Origin of the sequence: Winogradskyella vidalii (assembly GCF_013403955.1) — a bacterium.
GTDB lineage: Bacteria > Bacteroidota > Bacteroidia > Flavobacteriales > Flavobacteriaceae > Winogradskyella > Winogradskyella vidalii.
In genome coordinates this window covers 109,599-124,937 of sequence record NZ_JABFDG010000005.1, presented here as the reverse complement: position 1 = coordinate 124,937, position 15,339 = coordinate 109,599, and the positions used below count along the sequence as shown (strand labels likewise).

13 protein-coding genes and 1 pseudogene are annotated in these 15,339 nt (G+C 35.0%); 6 read left to right on the top strand and 8 right to left on the bottom strand.

Annotation, left to right across the window (positions count from 1 at the left end):
* Positions 1-158: 158 nt before the first annotated feature.
* The 6 genes from HM982_RS12610 (at position 159) to HM982_RS12585 (ending at position 8,124) form a co-directional block, all read left to right on the top strand.
* Positions 159-3,698 (top strand): choice-of-anchor I family protein, encoded by a 3,540-nt coding sequence (locus HM982_RS12610; protein ID WP_179353601.1) that lies wholly within the window; start codon positions 159-161, stop codon positions 3,696-3,698.
* 171 nt (positions 3,699-3,869) lie between these two features.
* Positions 3,870-4,406 carry a hypothetical protein gene (locus HM982_RS12605; RefSeq protein ID WP_179353600.1) on the top strand — a complete coding sequence of 179 codons (537 nt, stop codon included), beginning with the start codon at positions 3,870-3,872 and terminating at the stop codon, positions 4,404-4,406.
* Positions 4,407-4,545: 139 nt separating this feature from the next.
* Positions 4,546-5,970, top strand: coding sequence for an L-serine ammonia-lyase (locus HM982_RS12600; RefSeq protein ID WP_179353599.1), 1,425 nt, complete (start codon positions 4,546-4,548; stop codon positions 5,968-5,970).
* A gap of 196 nt (positions 5,971-6,166) precedes the next feature.
* Positions 6,167-6,985, top strand: a complete 819-nt coding sequence (gene panB, locus HM982_RS12595; protein ID WP_179353598.1) for a 3-methyl-2-oxobutanoate hydroxymethyltransferase — start codon at positions 6,167-6,169, stop codon at positions 6,983-6,985.
* A 56-nt stretch (positions 6,986-7,041) separates the two neighbouring features.
* The gene (locus tag HM982_RS12590) at positions 7,042-7,395 is read left to right on the top strand and encodes a four helix bundle protein (protein WP_179353597.1); all 354 of its coding nucleotides are present in this window, start codon (positions 7,042-7,044) and stop codon (positions 7,393-7,395) included.
* Positions 7,396-7,422: 27 nt separating this feature from the next.
* Positions 7,423-8,124: an RluA family pseudouridine synthase gene (locus tag HM982_RS12585; protein WP_179353596.1), complete on the top strand. Its 702-nt coding sequence runs from the start codon at positions 7,423-7,425 to the stop codon at positions 8,122-8,124.
* On the opposite strand, the gene HM982_RS12580 is transcribed toward HM982_RS12585, so the two are convergent.
* From HM982_RS12580 to HM982_RS18545, 8 genes and pseudogenes are all read right to left on the bottom strand, one after another.
* Positions 8,121-8,915 (bottom strand): sensor histidine kinase, encoded by a 795-nt coding sequence (locus HM982_RS12580; protein WP_179353595.1) that lies wholly within the window; start codon positions 8,913-8,915, stop codon positions 8,121-8,123. The genes HM982_RS12585 and HM982_RS12580 overlap by 4 nt on opposite strands.
* Before the next feature lie 682 nt (positions 8,916-9,597).
* A complete protein-coding gene (locus HM982_RS12575) occupies positions 9,598-10,116 on the bottom strand; it encodes a hypothetical protein (protein WP_179353594.1) in 519 nt (172 codons plus the stop codon).
* 85 nt (positions 10,117-10,201) lie between these two features.
* The gene (locus HM982_RS12570; RefSeq protein ID WP_179353593.1) at positions 10,202-11,053 is read right to left on the bottom strand and encodes a 5-oxoprolinase subunit C family protein; all 852 of its coding nucleotides are present in this window, start codon (positions 11,051-11,053) and stop codon (positions 10,202-10,204) included.
* Positions 11,046-11,777: a 5-oxoprolinase subunit PxpB gene (gene pxpB / locus HM982_RS12565; protein WP_179353592.1), complete on the bottom strand. Its 732-nt coding sequence runs from the start codon at positions 11,775-11,777 to the stop codon at positions 11,046-11,048. The genes HM982_RS12570 and pxpB overlap by 8 nt, the downstream gene beginning before the upstream one ends.
* Before the next feature lie 6 nt (positions 11,778-11,783).
* A complete protein-coding gene (gene pxpA / locus HM982_RS12560; protein ID WP_179353591.1) occupies positions 11,784-12,524 on the bottom strand; it encodes a 5-oxoprolinase subunit PxpA in 741 nt (246 codons plus the stop codon).
* A 46-nt stretch (positions 12,525-12,570) separates the two neighbouring features.
* Positions 12,571-13,797: an Nramp family divalent metal transporter gene (locus HM982_RS12555; RefSeq protein ID WP_179353590.1), complete on the bottom strand. Its 1,227-nt coding sequence runs from the start codon at positions 13,795-13,797 to the stop codon at positions 12,571-12,573.
* A complete protein-coding gene (locus tag HM982_RS12550) occupies positions 13,794-14,909 on the bottom strand; it encodes a DUF2891 domain-containing protein (protein ID WP_179353589.1) in 1,116 nt (371 codons plus the stop codon). The genes HM982_RS12555 and HM982_RS12550 overlap by 4 nt, the downstream gene beginning before the upstream one ends.
* Before the next feature lie 124 nt (positions 14,910-15,033).
* Positions 15,034-15,328, bottom strand: a pseudogene (locus tag HM982_RS18545) (magnesium chelatase domain-containing protein); the annotation flags it as partial.
* Positions 15,329-15,339: the final 11 nt, after the last annotated feature.

Here is a 15,339-nt window from a genome sequence, read left to right as displayed (position 1 = left end):
GTCACTTTAACAAATTGTTAAGTCGTAATATATACGCAACATTAAGAAAACTTCAGGTTAACGTTATTAAGAAATTCTTCACGCTTTCATAATACTCAGTCTGTAATAAAGACACCTATGGTTGATAGCTTTACAAAAACTAAAATCAACCAAAAATTATGAAACACATTTTACAATTATTTTTTATCTTTTTCACTTGCTTTGCTAGTGCTCAATTAAACACTGGCGACATGGCATTTACAGCTTTCCATGCGAATGATGACGATGATTTTGCCATGGTCACATTTGTTGACATTCCTGCAAATACTATTATTTATTTTTCCGATAAAGAATGGGAAGTAACAGAATTTAATTCAGGTGAAGCCAATTACGAATGGCAAACCGGTTCTAATGTTATTTCCGCAGGAACAATTATTACCTTTTACACTATTAGCGCAACACCAAGCGTATCACATGGCACTATAGTTGGTGAGCCTGGTGGGATTTCAGCCTCGTCTGAAGCCATATTTGTTTATCACGGAACAGATATAGATACACCAACAACCTTTATAACTGCTGTTGCAAATTCATCGTCTGCTTATGATGATGGCGCTGGAACTGGTCTTGCAGGTACTGGATTAACTGAAGGCTCTACAGCAATCACTTATGCCAACGGTACATCTTTAGCAACTTATAATGGTCCTAGAACTGGTTTTACTGCTAACGGTTATATTGTCGCTTTAAATACAGTGAATAACTACAATTTTGAAGATGATGCGAGTTTGCCTTTTGATACAACTCCATTTGTAATCTCAACAACAGATACTAACCCTCCAAGTGTTGCTAATGTTAATTCAATAAATCAAACGACTTTAGAAGTTATCTTTACTGAAGCGGTAACACCTGCTACTGCAGAAGCTACTGCAAATTATGTGTTCTCTCCTGCATTAGCCATCAATTCAGTAACCTATGATAATACGACTTTAAAAGCAACTGTGACGCATTCAGGTTTAACGGAAGGAGTAGCTTACAATGTAAGTATTAATAATATTGAAGATGCATTCTCTAATATACAAACTACGGCTTATATAAGTGAAGATTTATTTTACAATACATTAACCTCTGGATTAATTATCACTGAAATCATGTATAATGCACCCTCTGATGATTCTGATGCACTTGAATTTTTGGAAATCTATAACAGCAGTTCAGCTTCTATAAATTTAGGTGGTATTACTGTTAATGACGAAGGGAATTTCATCTTTACATTTCCTGAAATGACACTTGCTACAGGTGAAATGGTATTATTAGCAACTGACAAAACCTCTGCTGAAGCTTTTTATGGTGAAATATTTCTAGACATGCCACAAGCTATTTCTAATGCTTTAGGAAATGGTGGCGAATTACTAGAAATTAAAAATTCTAATGGAGATGTCATTTCACAAGTTGAATATAGTGATGATGCACCTTGGCCCACTACAGCAGATGGTGATGGCCCTTCTTTAGAGTTATTAAATCCTGATGCTGATTTTGATGAAGGCACTAACTGGACACCGGCTACCAACTTAGTTGGACAATCGTTAGGTGACGATGTATTTGCATCTCCAGGAAGTTTTACAGCAGTAACTAATGTTACACCACAAATAAGTTTTACAGAAAGCACTTATGCTGTTAATGAAGATGAGACAGCAATAGACGTTACTGTTGAATTATCTACTGTACCTAGCGCTGCTGTTTCAATAGATATTAGCTTAGTAACTGAATTATTAACAGCTACCGAGACTGATGATTTTACATTCACAAATCAAACCATAAATTTCCCTGCAAATTCATCAGATGCAATTACAATAACTATTCCTGTTGTAAATGATGCTTTAGCAGAAATGGATGAACTTTTTATTTTAGAACTTTCTAATCCAGTTAATGCAACACTTGGTGCTTATGAAACTACTGGAGTATACATTTTAGATGAAGACAATATAATTCCTGTACCAACAAATGTATTAGATATTGAATATCTCTCTAGCTATTTAGTGGATGGTGCTGGTTCTGCCGAAATAGTAGCTCACGATCCTGTTTCAGAACGTTTATTCGTATTGAATTCAACAGGTCAGAAATTAGAGATTATAGATTTCTCTGATATCAACGCCATTTCTACAATCAGTTCTATTGATTTATCGACTTATGGTGACCCAACAAGTGTAGCTTATATGAATGATATGGTTGCTCTCGGAATTTCAAAAGGACCATTAGAAGATGGTGTTGTTGTATTTTGTGATATTGATGGTGCAAACTTATTTACTGTGACTGCTGGAAATCTTCCTGATATGGTTGGATTCACTCCTGATGGCACAAAACTTTTGGTCGCTAACGAAGGCCAACCAAATGATGATTATTCTGTAGATCCTGAAGGCAGTATTTCTGTTATTGATGTTACTGGAGGTTTAGGAAACATTACGCAAGCTGATGTTCAATCCATCAATTTTAATAGCTTCGATAGTCAATTAGCGTCATTACAAGCTGCAGGTGTTAGAGTCTTTGGACCAAACGCATCAGTATCTCAAGATATGGAACCAGAATATATTACGTTTTCAAGTGATTCTCAAACAGCATACGTAACGCTTCAAGAAAACAATGCTATTGGAGTTATTGATTTAACAAGTAACACTATTACTGACATTTTACCTTTAGGTTTAAAAGATCACAGTTTAGAAGGTAATACATTAGATGCATCTGATGACACCGATTTTATCTTCTTAGCGAATTGGCCAGTAAAAGGAATGTATATGCCAGATGCTATGGCGTCTTACGAAGTTGGCGGTGTGACTTATTTAGTAACCGCTAACGAAGGAGATGCTAGAGAATATGATACGTTTGAAGAAGAAGAACGAGTTAGCGATCTAAACTTAGATCCAACAGTCTTCCCTAATGCAGCATTCTTACAATTAGATAGCAACTTAGGAAGACTAACTGTAACAAATGCAAATGGTGATTTAGATAATGATGGTGACTTTGATGAAATTCATGTGTTAGGTTCACGTTCTTTTAGTATTTGGAATACTGAGACTGGAGCTTTAGTGTTTGATAGTGGAGATGACTTTGAACGTATTACGGCAAATGACCTAACTTATGGAAGTTTATTTAATGCTAGTAATAGCAATAACAACTTTAAAAACAGAAGTGACAATAAAGGTCCTGAACCAGAAGGTGTCACCGTTGCAGAAATTGATGGTGAAATGTACGCTTTTGTAACTTTAGAACGTGTTGGTGGCTTTATGACTTATAACATTACGGATCCAAACAATGCTATTTTTGAAAAATACATTAACAACAGAGATTTAGGCGACGACGAAGGTGGTGACTTAGGACCAGAAGGCATTATTTATGTATCTCCTGAAAACAGTCCTAATGATACTGGTTTAGTTATTATGGCTAACGAAGTAAGTTCTACATTAAGCTTCTATGCACTTAATAATAATACTTTAAGTACTGATGAATTTACTTTACAGTCTGAAGCTTTAAAAATGTTTCCTAATCCTTCAAAATCTAATCAAACGGTATATTTTAATAAAGCTGTTTCTGTTACTTTATTTGATCTTCAAGGTCGTGAAATAGCGTCTAAAGAAAACACAATGGATTTTCAATTGCCAACTTTAACTGCTGGCACCTATATTTTGAAAACAATAAATGGTGAAAGCTTTAAGCTTTTAATTAAATAAATCTGCTAATTTTATTTCCATTAAAAGCACCTTCAATTGAAGGTGCTTTTTTTTATGGTAATAATTCGGTTCATTTTCATTTAAGAGTTAAATCTTAATAATATCTAAAAAGGGCATACTGTTTGATAATAAATAGCAATACATTAGTAATTAATTAAAATTTATATCAACATGAGAAAATTAGCCTCTTTATTATTTGCACTTACCTTTTTATTAACGGCTTGTGAAGGCGATCAAGGCCCTCCTGGTTTTGATGGTGCTCCTGGTTTAAATGCCGATGAGTACGCAGCTGTTTCGTTTGAAGTACCACCAGTTAATTTCCAATATTATGATGATACTGGTTTACAAGAAGCCTTAGTTGCATTGCCTTATGATATTGTAGATAGTGATGTAGTTTTAGTGTATCGATTAGATGAAGTTGTGACTATTGATAATCAAGCTACCGATGCTTGGTCACCATTACCTCAAAACTTCTTTATTAATGATACCGATATTATTCAATATGTTTTTAATCACACTTTTACTGATGTAAAAATAATAATAGATGGAAATTTTGATTTATCTACAGTGAGTAGCAATTTTACTCAAAATCAAGTTTTTAGAATCGTCATTTTACCTGCTGATGCTATTAATGGTGTTGATATAGATACTTCCAACCTTAATAGTGTAATGGAAACATTCAACATTACTGAGTTTGAAACATTTTAAGCTGATATTAATTTAAGAAATTTTAAAGTCCGAGAACTATACTTTCTCGGACTTTTTTTATGGCATTTATTCAGTGTTAAAATTCAATAAGTGAACTTTCAAACTGTATATTTGTAACGTATCTAAAACGGTTTTGTAAATGGAGTGTATTTCAGTTTTCGACATGCTAAAAATTGGTGTTGGGCCATCAAGTTCACATACTTTAGGGCCTTGGCGCGCAGCAGAACGTTGGATCAAGGAATTAAAAACCAAAAAACGTTTTGATAAAGTTGAAAAAATCACCGTAAATCTTTATGGCTCATTATCCTTAACCGGAAAAGGCCACGCTACAGATTTTGCCGTAATTTTAGGACTAACGGGTGCCGACCCCGAACGCATGCCTATTGAGAACATCAACACTATTATCAATGATGTTAAAACAACTAATGTTTTAATGTTTAATAATGAGCGTGCAATTCCATTCGATTTTAAAACCGATATCGTATTTAATCGCAAATCACTTCCGTTCCACTCAAACGGCATGGTTTTTACCGCACTAATCAATGGCCGAAATTATAAGTACACCTACTACTCTATTGGTGGTGGATTTGTGGTTCAAGAAGAACGCAAAGTATCTAAAGCCAATAAAATTATATTCTATTGCACATTTCCTTACCCAGTAGCTTATGGCGAGGAGCTTCTAAAATTTTGTGACCAATTACAATTACCTATTTCTGGTGTTGTTTTAGAAAACGAAAAATCAATTAGAGATACCGATGCTATAGATTTTGAAATGAAACGTATCTGGGACACCATGCTAGAGTGCATGTATACTGGTTGCCACACTGAAGGAAATCTCCCTGGCGGACTAAATGTTAGACGTCGTGCTTATGATATGCACAAAAACTTAATCGGCGATTATAAATATAAAACCCCACAAGATTGGCTAGAAACGATTCGGAAAACCGAAGTTAAATTCCGACAAATATTAAAATGGGTTAGCTGTTTCGCTTTAGCTGTTAATGAAGTCAATGCATCGTTAGGACGTGTTGTCACCGCACCAACTAACGGCAGTGCTGGTGTTATTCCATCGGTATTAATGTATTATTTAGTGATAGAAAATCATGATGCTGGATTTGAAGAGGTTAAAAAATTCCTTTTAGTCGCTGGTGAAATTGGAAGTATTTTCAAGAAAAATGCCACTATTAGTGCTGCTATGGGCGGCTGTCAAGCAGAAATTGGCGTTTCTTCCGCTATGGCTGCAGGAGCACTCACCGAATTGTTAGGCGGCACACCCGAACAAGTTTTAGTCGCAGCAGAAATTGCTATGGAACATCATTTAGGCCTAACCTGCGACCCTATTGGTGGCTTAGTTCAGGTTCCTTGTATTGAACGCAACTCCATGGGAGCCATTAAAGCCATTAATGCAGCCGAATTAGCTTTAGACACAAATCCTAAAAACGTAAAAGTTCCTTTAGATAAAGTCGTTCAAACCATGTGGGAAACCGCAAAAGATATGAGTTCTAAATACAAGGAAACTTCAGAAGGTGGATTGGCCGTTGGGGTGCATTTGACGGATTGTTAACTTTAACTTCGCTCAGCCTCTCAAAAAGTCAGTGCTAAGCTTTCTTTCAAAAGGGCAAAAACTCTGAGCTTAAAAACATGAGTTCAAAATTTTATATAAGATATATTCCAATTACAAATTCGGCATTATTTATGGCTTTAAGTCATTAAAAGTTTAACAATTCTCAGTATTTTTACAGCCTATTAAATGATACACAATGTCAGTAGCAAAAAAAGACTATAAAAGAATTACTGTAAAAAGCCTTATAGACATGAAATCTAGAGGTGAAAAAATATCCATGTTAACCGCCTATGATTATACCATGGCAAAAATTGTTGATGGTGCTGGGATTGATGTCATTTTAGTAGGTGACTCAGCAAGTAATGTTATGGCTGGGCACGAAACTACGCTACCCATTACATTAGACCAAATGATTTATCACGCCTCTTCCGTTGTTAGAGCAATTGACCGGTCTTTAGTAGTGGTTGACTTACCTTTTGGAAGTTACCAAAGCGACCCTAAAGAAGCCTTACGTTCTGCCATTAGAATAATGAAAGAATCAGGAGGACATGCTGTTAAAATGGAAGGTGGAAAAGAAGTCAAAGACTCTATAAAGCGTATTATCAACGCCGGAATCCCGGTTATGGGACATTTAGGATTAACACCTCAATCCATTTATAAATTTGGAACCTACACCGTAAGGGCAAAAGAAGAACAAGAAGCCGATCAATTAAAACATGATGCTTTAATGCTAGAAAAAGCGGGTTGTTTTGGTATTGTATTAGAGAAAATCCCCGCAGCTTTAGCCAAAGAAGTTGCAGAAAGCGTATCAATACCTGTCATTGGAATTGGCGCAGGTGATGGTGTTGATGGACAAGTTCTAGTACTTCACGACATGATTGGAATGACCAAAGAATTTAACCCTCGTTTTTTACGTCGCTATTTGAATCTATATGAAGACATGACCAATGCTATTTCTCAGTATGTAGATGATGTAAAGTCTGAAGATTTCCCTAATGAGAATGAACAATATTAATATAGATTTTTAGATACCTAGACTTTATTAGATTATTTAGATAGCTAAACCTTGAAATGGCTTATAAATTTAAAGAATTGCAGATTTGGAAAAGAAGTAGGTTATTCTGCTCTCAAATTTATGTTATTACTTCAAAGTTTTCGGATTCAGAAAAATTTGGCCTAACTAATCAGTTAAGAAGGGCCTCTGTTTCAATTCCCTCAAATAAAGCTGAAGGATTTTCTAGAAATTCTAATAAAGATTTTGCTCGATTTTTACATATATCAATAGGTTCTGCTTACGAAATAGAAACTCAGCTACTTATTTCTGCTGATTTAAATTTTATTTTTGATAATGAACTCCAATCATGCTTTTCAGAATTAGGTAAAATTATCAAAATGATATCAAAATTTAAATCTACTTTAAACTAATGTTTTCTAAAAGTCTAAAGATCTAAAATGTCTAAAAAAATCCTTTCTAATAAAGATAACCTTCAGGTCCTTCACGAAGACAATCATATCATTGTGACTAATAAACGTGCTGGAGATATTGTACAAGGCGATAAAACAGGCGACAAACCACTGAGTGAGGTCGTAAAATCGTATTTAAAAGAAAAATACAATAAAGAGGGCAATGTATACCTTGGAGTCGTTCATCGCTTAGATAGACCCACAACAGGGATTGTACTTTTTTCAAAAACAAGTAAAGCATTACCACGACTCAACAAACTCTTCGCTGAAAAATCGGCCAAAAAGACCTATTGGGCCTTAGTAAAAAAAATGCCTCCAAAAACAAAAGACACTTTAGTTCATTGGTTAAAAAAGAATCCAAAAAACAATAAATCTACAGCTTACCCAAAAGAAGTTGACGGTAGTAAAAAAGCGATACTCCATTACAAAATCCTTCAAACGCTAGATAATTTTTATTTGTTAGAAATTGATTTAGAAACCGGAAGACACCATCAAATTCGCACGCAATTAGCCACCATTGGTTGCCCGATAAAAGGCGATTTAAAATACGGTTTTGATCGCAGCAACAAAGACGCAAGCATAAGCTTACACGCTAGAACATTACGCTTTACACACCCTGTAAAAAAAGAAGAAATTGTCATCACAGCACCTTTACCCAATGACCCTTTATGGAATGCTTGCCAAGCCTAAACAGTTCTGTAAGGATATTCTAGCGTAAGAACGGTTCCTTTTTCTATTTCTGATTTTAATTGAAACGTTGTATTTATTAATTCAGCCCGTTTTTCCATATTTATTAAGCCTGATCCCTTTTTTAAACTATTAACATCATAGCCCAATCCATCATCTTCAACTTTAATCGTTAAAAATTCAGCGTTATAAGTAATCGTTACATTTAAAAACTCAGCTTCCGCATATTTCAAAGTGTTTGAAAAAAACTCTTGAAGGATTCGGAATAGAATAATTTCATCTTTCTTATTTTCAAACTGAACCTTGGGACCTACCGTAGTTAAGTGAGACACTATAAGTCCTGTTTTATTGATACGTGCCACTTCATTTTTTACCGTCTCAAGAAAACCTAAATTAAAAATTACATCAGTATTTAAAGATCGAGACAAAGCTCTAACTTCATCTAAAGCGCTTTTTAAAGCTTCTGAAGCATTATCAACTTTTAACTTTGTTTCATCTTTTACAGTAGCCGCAGCAACTTTCATTTGCATACTAGCCAACACCATCATTTGACCTATATTATCATGCAGCTCTCGTCCCACATGTTTTAAAGTTTCTTCTTGAATCTCTTGTTGGGTTTTTATCAGCTCCTCATCAAACTTTTGTTGTTGTTGAATTTTATCTTGTAATAATTGGTTTTTACGTTTTTGAAACGTCGTAAAGAAAATGATAAATACAATACACAGCGAAAAAGTAAAAAAAATAACATAAGCAATTAGCGCAATGATTTCATTGCTAATTGTCTTTTCTGCCATAGCGAGTATAAAAAAGCAAAGGTATAACATGAATAAAGTAAAATATTAGATACAAATAAAAAACGCCCTCTAAACACTACAAAACTTTCATTTATAGCCCTATAATAAGAGTCAAAAATAAATAACGGTGTTAAGCATATAAACCAGAAGGTAATTGAAAAAATGAGATAAAAAACATGTGACTTATAGAAATATAAAATTTGGTCACTCGCTATTAACTCCCGTAAATACACCAATAGCATAATATACATTGCAAACGTCTGAATCACCAAATCATAGGGTAATGACATCAGAAAGAAACTTCCTGTTATTGAGAAGCAGCAAATTGTAAAAAACGAATAAACAATTATAATTATTTTTATTATTCTATGAGACACGGATGTATTCGTGTTTCTTATCATAAAAATACCCACAAGAATTAAGGTCAAAAAATTATAAATATTGTATAACCAAACATTCCTTTCCAATACAGAACTTTCTAGCCAATTAACAAATGCATTATCAGAATAATTGTATAAATAAGGATACATGGCAACCGTTTCGATAAAAACGGTAACCCATAAAAACCAAACAAAAGGCAGCACGGAGTCCTCTTTAGTTCTTAACCAATAATAGGAGCCCGACAATGCGGCGACTAACTCAATTAAATGCGTTATAAAGCGAACAATATCCAATACATATATTATTGAGGGTAATTTGCACTTGGTGGGTTGCCGTGTTCAGAACGATTTAAAACATCTGCATCTTTAATATCGATATTTCCTCCTTGAAATGAAAAAGCACTTCCTTTAGCAACATTCTTAACTCCGGTTGGCACCATAAACATGGTAGTTAAACCAGCTTCACCATTATTAGCATTAGGATAAGAGCCCAAATACACTCTAAGTCCATCCATGGTGTAGCCTAATTCTCCTGATTGATGTTCTGCATAGTTAATATAATTTTGAACATCTTCTAATGACCACCAAGACGATCTATTATCACCACCGTCTGTAGATTTCTTAAAAAGCGAATCGTTAATAATTTGATGTTTAATATCATAAGCAGTATCTAATGTTTTGGCTGCACTTGGCGTAATAATCCCTTTTGGAGCCACCACTGGCGGCGCAGACTCAAAATCGGTTTCGCTGTTAGAGCAATAAAAATACATGGCAACCGCTCCTAAGGCAATACCAAGCACAAATAGACTGAATTTTTTCATATTGAATAATTAGGTTGATTAAATAGCTACTGAAAATTATTGCTTTTATTCCTATTATAAAACTTTTATTAGATATTTCCTTATTTTAAAATTCACTTAATTTCATTTTTAAATAGCTACCAGCTTTATTCTGACTTAATTTATTTATAGCTTTTTCCGTTAATTGTAATACTCTAGGATAACCACCTGTGGTTTGGCAATCGCGCATTAAAATAATGAGTTGCCCTGATGGTGTTAGTTGAACCGTTCCTGGTAATACCGGCGCCGTTAGTATTGAATCTAAATTATTTTGAAATAAAGGCAAAAGCTGATACGCCATGCGATTATTATGCTTAGACACTTCAAACTCTTTACTAAAAAGTATTTCTTGTTGCTTTTTAGTTAATTTATCAAACTCAGGTCCTTTTAAAACTTCTAAGGTATCATCCTCTGCATACAAGGTATTAAATACCAAATTTACATGCTTCGTATTTAGTCGATTTGAAAAATCTTTTATTTCTAATTCATCATTTTTTTGAATTACAACGGCTGGCGTAATCCCCTTAGCCATACTTCGGCTTCCCAAAACTGGTTTTGTTAAAAATCCGCCTTTTACAGCGAGGTAGGCTCTAAAACCACTCACAAAACCTCCAAAAGACAATATATCATTAGGGCTTACCTTTACAGATTTGAACATCTTAACCGGTTTCCCGTTCAGTTTCGGTGACATCTCAGCACCTGTTACAGCAATAGTGGTCGATTTGTAAAATTGCAATTCCACACCTGTCATTGTCATTTCTAAAACTGCAGCAGCAGCCTCATTTCCCAGTAGCTTATTTGCAAACTCACTAGAATACGAATCCATAGCTCCTGAAACAGGCACCCCATATTCACGTTGCCCAAAACGACCTTGATCTTGTATGGTGGAATAAAATCCAGCTTTTAAAACTTTAATCATGAATTAAAAGTGTTTTTGAATCAAAGTTTGAAAGTGCTATTTCATTTTTTAGGTCATGATATTCCGATACCGAAATGGCATAAAACTGTATCCGGTCGCCTGCATTTATAAAACACGGAGGACTATGTTTTGGGTTAAATAATTCCACCGGTGAATTGCCAATAATATGCCAACCTCCAGGACTATCTTGCGGATAGATTCCGGTCTGTTTTCCACCTATGCCAACAGCCCCTTTTTTCACATTGAGATTTGGTGTTATTTTTCGGTCCAAATGCAATCTCGAATCGAGCCCTCCCAAGTACAAAAAACCAGGTAAAAACCCGATAAAAAAAACGGTATAAATCGTTTCAGTATGCAAACGGATTACCGCCGATTTTGATTGCTTTTTTTCATCAGCATAAGTCTCTAAATCCATGGCATATTCATCCTCATAACACACAGGGATTTTGTAGGTCTTCGGTTTAACTTCAATATTTATTTCTCTGCTCAAATAAAGCCTTTTTAAGTCTAAAAACCTGTCATTGACATCTTCAATAGTATACGCATATATAATTAATATTGAATTATATGCAGAAACCACCTCAACTATCAATTTAACATACTTTCTTTTTATTTCTTCTTTAAAATTAAGCACGTCACCAAGCATATTTTCATCAACAACAGCCGGCCACTCCACCAAAATAGAGCGTTCATTATACTGCGAAAATCGAAGCTTATAATTCATAAATCACTATTGAATCGTTATGTTGTTTTTACTTAAATTAAACTTTAAATATTTCAAAATATTTAATGCATTTTTAGTATCGCCGTGCACACAAATTGTCGACGTTTTAATCGGCACTTCCTCCCCATTTACCGCTATCACTTTTTGCTGTTTAACCATACTTAAAACATGCCTCAAAATAGTGTCTTTTTTATACAAAATAGCGTCGGATTTTTTCCTTGAAACGAGAGACAAATCAGCATTATAATTTCTGTCTGCAAAGGACTCAAATTTCACTTCGATACCCTCTTGTTGTGCCATATTTGAAATCACAGAATTATAAGGCGCATACAATTTTAAAGGCAATGAAATACTCTTAATGACTTCAATAATTACACGTGCTGTTTTTTCATCTTTAGCGGCTAAGTTATATAAAGCACCATGCGGTTTTATATGATGTAATTCTGCCTTTTCTTTATGCAATACCGTTTGCAAGGTTCTTATCTGATGTTTTAAACTAGCGTACAAATCTGCTGCTGGCAACTCCATAATTTCGCGTCCAAAATTGGTTTTATCAGGAAATGATGGATGTGCGCCAATTTTTACATGATTAGCTACTGCAAGATTGACTACAGTTGTCATGGTTAGCAAATCTCCCGCATGTCCACCACAAGCAATATTACAAGATGATACATACGGCATCAGCTTCGCTTCATTACCTATCCCCTCGCCTACATCCGCATTAATATCTATATTCCAATTTTCCATTTTAATTCTTTAAACTTTTTTCTGTTTTTCTATAAAACACAAACACTCAAACCACATTAAACACACTTAAAATCCCTTTTAAGCCCAAAAAAATAGTAATCACCAAAATAATCAATCCTAAATAATTCTGGAATTTTGAATTTTTATAAGTTCCTAAAACAGAAGATTTATTCATTATCCAAAGCAAAAAACCAGCAATAATAGGCAATAACAAACCATTAGCCACTTGCGCAAATTTTATAATTTCAATAGATTTAAAGCCTAAACTTGAAAAAAGCACCCCCAATACCACAACAAACATCCAAATAGCCTTAAACTTTTTGGATTTTAAATCGGACGCCCACCCCAAACAACCACAGGTTACAAACGCCGCCGCCAAAGGTGCCGTAATAGCACTTGTTATCCCAGCCGCAAACAAACCTATCGCTAAAAAGTATTTAGCAAAGCTTCCAAATAAAGGCTCTAAACCCAAAGCTAAATCCGAAGCATTTGTAATGGATTGTTTCTGAATCGCAGAAGCCGCAACAATAATACACATAGATACGACACCTCCTAAAACCACAGCAACAAGTGTGTCTTTTTGCGCAAATTTTAAATCGCTTTTAGAGTTCCATTTCGTTTTTACTAAAGACGCATGCAAAAAGAGATTATAAGGCACCACTGTTGTTCCTATTAAAGCGACTACCGTTAAAACTCCGTCTTCTGGCACTTGAGGAACAAATACACTTTTTAAAATAGCTATTACGTCTGGCTGCGTTAAAACCGCTGTTGTCACAAATGCGATACTCATCAGGATAACTAGCACCATAAAGACTTTCTCTAAGACTTTATAATTCCCTATGAAAAGCAAAACAAATGCGATACATCCGATTATCAAACTCATTACATTGAGTTTTAAGCGCCCTATTTCCCAAGTCACACTACCTATAACAGCTTCCATTCCTAATGCGCCACCACTGATGTTTCCTGCTTCGTAAGCTGCATTCCCTACAACAATAGCACTTAAAATTAACAGTATAGCGCATCCTTTAATCACAGGATGTTTAATTTCTTCGCGAATAATTTCAGACAAGCCTTTTTGAGCCACAATACCTAATCGTGCTGCCATTTCTTGTAAAACAGTCGTTGCCACAATAGACAACAGCATTGCCCATAGCAGTGCAAAACCAAAATTAACACCAGCTAACGTGCAAACCGTTACGGTTCCGGGTCCTACAAAAGCTGCCGCCACCAAAGGCCCAGGTCCAATATTTTTAAAGAATTTTACAATCATTCTTCTATAGAGTTCAGGGCGTAAATTGCAAAACTTCCTAACCAATGTCCTCCTTCATAACTATCACCTACAATACCTGGAAGTGAATGATTTATATGTTTTTTGGCTAAATTCTGAAGATGCTGATATTCAGGCAAACCTTTAGCCACGTAATTTAAACTCCATGCTCTTGAAAAGTTAACACCGTCTAAATGCACTAATTTACCATCGGTTCTATCGGAAACCTCACCAACAGACCAATCGAAATTTTCATTACTCAATTCTGGAAGAAAATCATTTAACCAAATTTTAAACTCATCCACTGGCAATACACGCTTCATTAAAGCAGCTTCCTCTAAGCACGGTGATAAAAAATCGAATCCGCTAGGCTCCCAGCTTATTGGACAGTCTTGGTCATTCTCATAGAAATCCTTAGCTCTATTTTCAATTAGGGTTTTTAGCTCTAAATGCTCAACTGTCACCGCATAATCGTATGCAAAACTCAAACCAAAGGCCGTATTAGTATGCTCTCCTACACGTATAGGATAATTCAATTTTGGCAAAAATTCAATGTATTTAGCGACAATGATATCCGTTAAAGGTTGAAGATTTGCTTCCAACTCACTTGCAACCGCACTGTCCCACGTATGTAATTCTTCCGCTAACTTTAACAACCAAGCCCAACCGTAAGTCCGCTCGTAAGACTTGTTGTGTTCTCCATCAAAATACGCAATCTCCTGCTCTATGTTTTCTTTTGAAATATTTTGAAGTAGTTGTTGCTCAATGGCCTCTTTTTCTTCTAAATCAGGAAATTGCTTTAACAAACTCACTAAACTCCAATGCCCATGAACGGCCGAATGCCAATCGAAACAACCATAAAACGCCGGATGCAACTCTTTAGGCGATTTTAAATCTGCCGCACTTCCAAGAGTTTGCCCTAACTTATTGGGGTATTCTACATTAATACAATTTACCGGTAATTGCGCTAAATGATTGGCTTGAGCTAGATTTAGAGTCGGTGTTTCAACGATTTCTAATTTTTGAGAAGTATGCTCTTCTAAATTTTGTTTTTCCTTAGTATTGTTACAGCTGAATACCAAAATCACAATTGACAATATGTATAGTTTATTCATGTTTTTTTAATTATATTTTAAAGTTTTTTTTGTAAATCTAACTCGTTTGCCTTAAACCCTTCTTCCATACCCCTAACTACAATTGCCCCCCTTTTTTTTTTAAAGACTGCAAACTGCCATATTAGGACAATTCCCCCATGAAATAAGATACTCCTTTAAATTTTCTGCTTTAATTTGACTCGAAGCTGCCAAAATACCAATAGTCAAGATTAAATCGTAAGCAGAACTATCTTTTTTTTTAAATCGATGGATACCATATTGATGGTTATCTTTTTGTCTGAAATACAGCAACCATTGTATTGAAATGCCGCAGCAATACGATAATTACTTTCTTTAATCGCATTATACAGAAGACCAACCAAATAAGAACCAACACCTTAACCTACATTTACTTCAAGCGTAATTGCAGACGCTTCCACGCCAAAAACGG

Excerpts from the sequence above, each read along its gene's own strand:
- pxpB (WP_179353592.1), bottom strand. The coding sequence starts at position 11,777 with ATGAATTATAAGCTTCGATTTTCGCAGTATAATGAACGCTCTATTTTG.
- HM982_RS12570 (WP_179353593.1), bottom strand. The coding sequence starts at position 11,053 with ATGATTAAAGTTTTAAAAGCTGGATTTTATTCCACCATACAAGATCAA.
- HM982_RS12590 (WP_179353597.1), top strand. The coding sequence starts at position 7,042 with ATGGCTTATAAATTTAAAGAATTGCAGATTTGGAAAAGAAGTAGGTTA.
- HM982_RS12600 (WP_179353599.1), top strand. The coding sequence starts at position 4,546 with ATGGAGTGTATTTCAGTTTTCGACATGCTAAAAATTGGTGTTGGGCCA.
- HM982_RS12555 (WP_179353590.1), bottom strand. The coding sequence starts at position 13,797 with ATGATTGTAAAATTCTTTAAAAATATTGGACCTGGGCCTTTGGTGGCG.
- HM982_RS12550 (WP_179353589.1), bottom strand. The coding sequence starts at position 14,909 with ATGAATAAACTATACATATTGTCAATTGTGATTTTGGTATTCAGCTGT.
- pxpA (WP_179353591.1), bottom strand. The coding sequence starts at position 12,524 with ATGGAAAATTGGAATATAGATATTAATGCGGATGTAGGCGAGGGGATA.
- HM982_RS12575 (WP_179353594.1), bottom strand. The coding sequence starts at position 10,116 with ATGAAAAAATTCAGTCTATTTGTGCTTGGTATTGCCTTAGGAGCGGTT.
- HM982_RS12580 (WP_179353595.1), bottom strand. The coding sequence starts at position 8,915 with ATGGCAGAAAAGACAATTAGCAATGAAATCATTGCGCTAATTGCTTAT.
- HM982_RS12610 (WP_179353601.1), top strand. The coding sequence starts at position 159 with ATGAAACACATTTTACAATTATTTTTTATCTTTTTCACTTGCTTTGCT.
- HM982_RS12585 (WP_179353596.1), top strand. The coding sequence starts at position 7,423 with ATGTCTAAAAAAATCCTTTCTAATAAAGATAACCTTCAGGTCCTTCAC.
- HM982_RS12605 (WP_179353600.1), top strand. The coding sequence starts at position 3,870 with ATGAGAAAATTAGCCTCTTTATTATTTGCACTTACCTTTTTATTAACG.
- panB (WP_179353598.1), top strand. The coding sequence starts at position 6,167 with ATGTCAGTAGCAAAAAAAGACTATAAAAGAATTACTGTAAAAAGCCTT.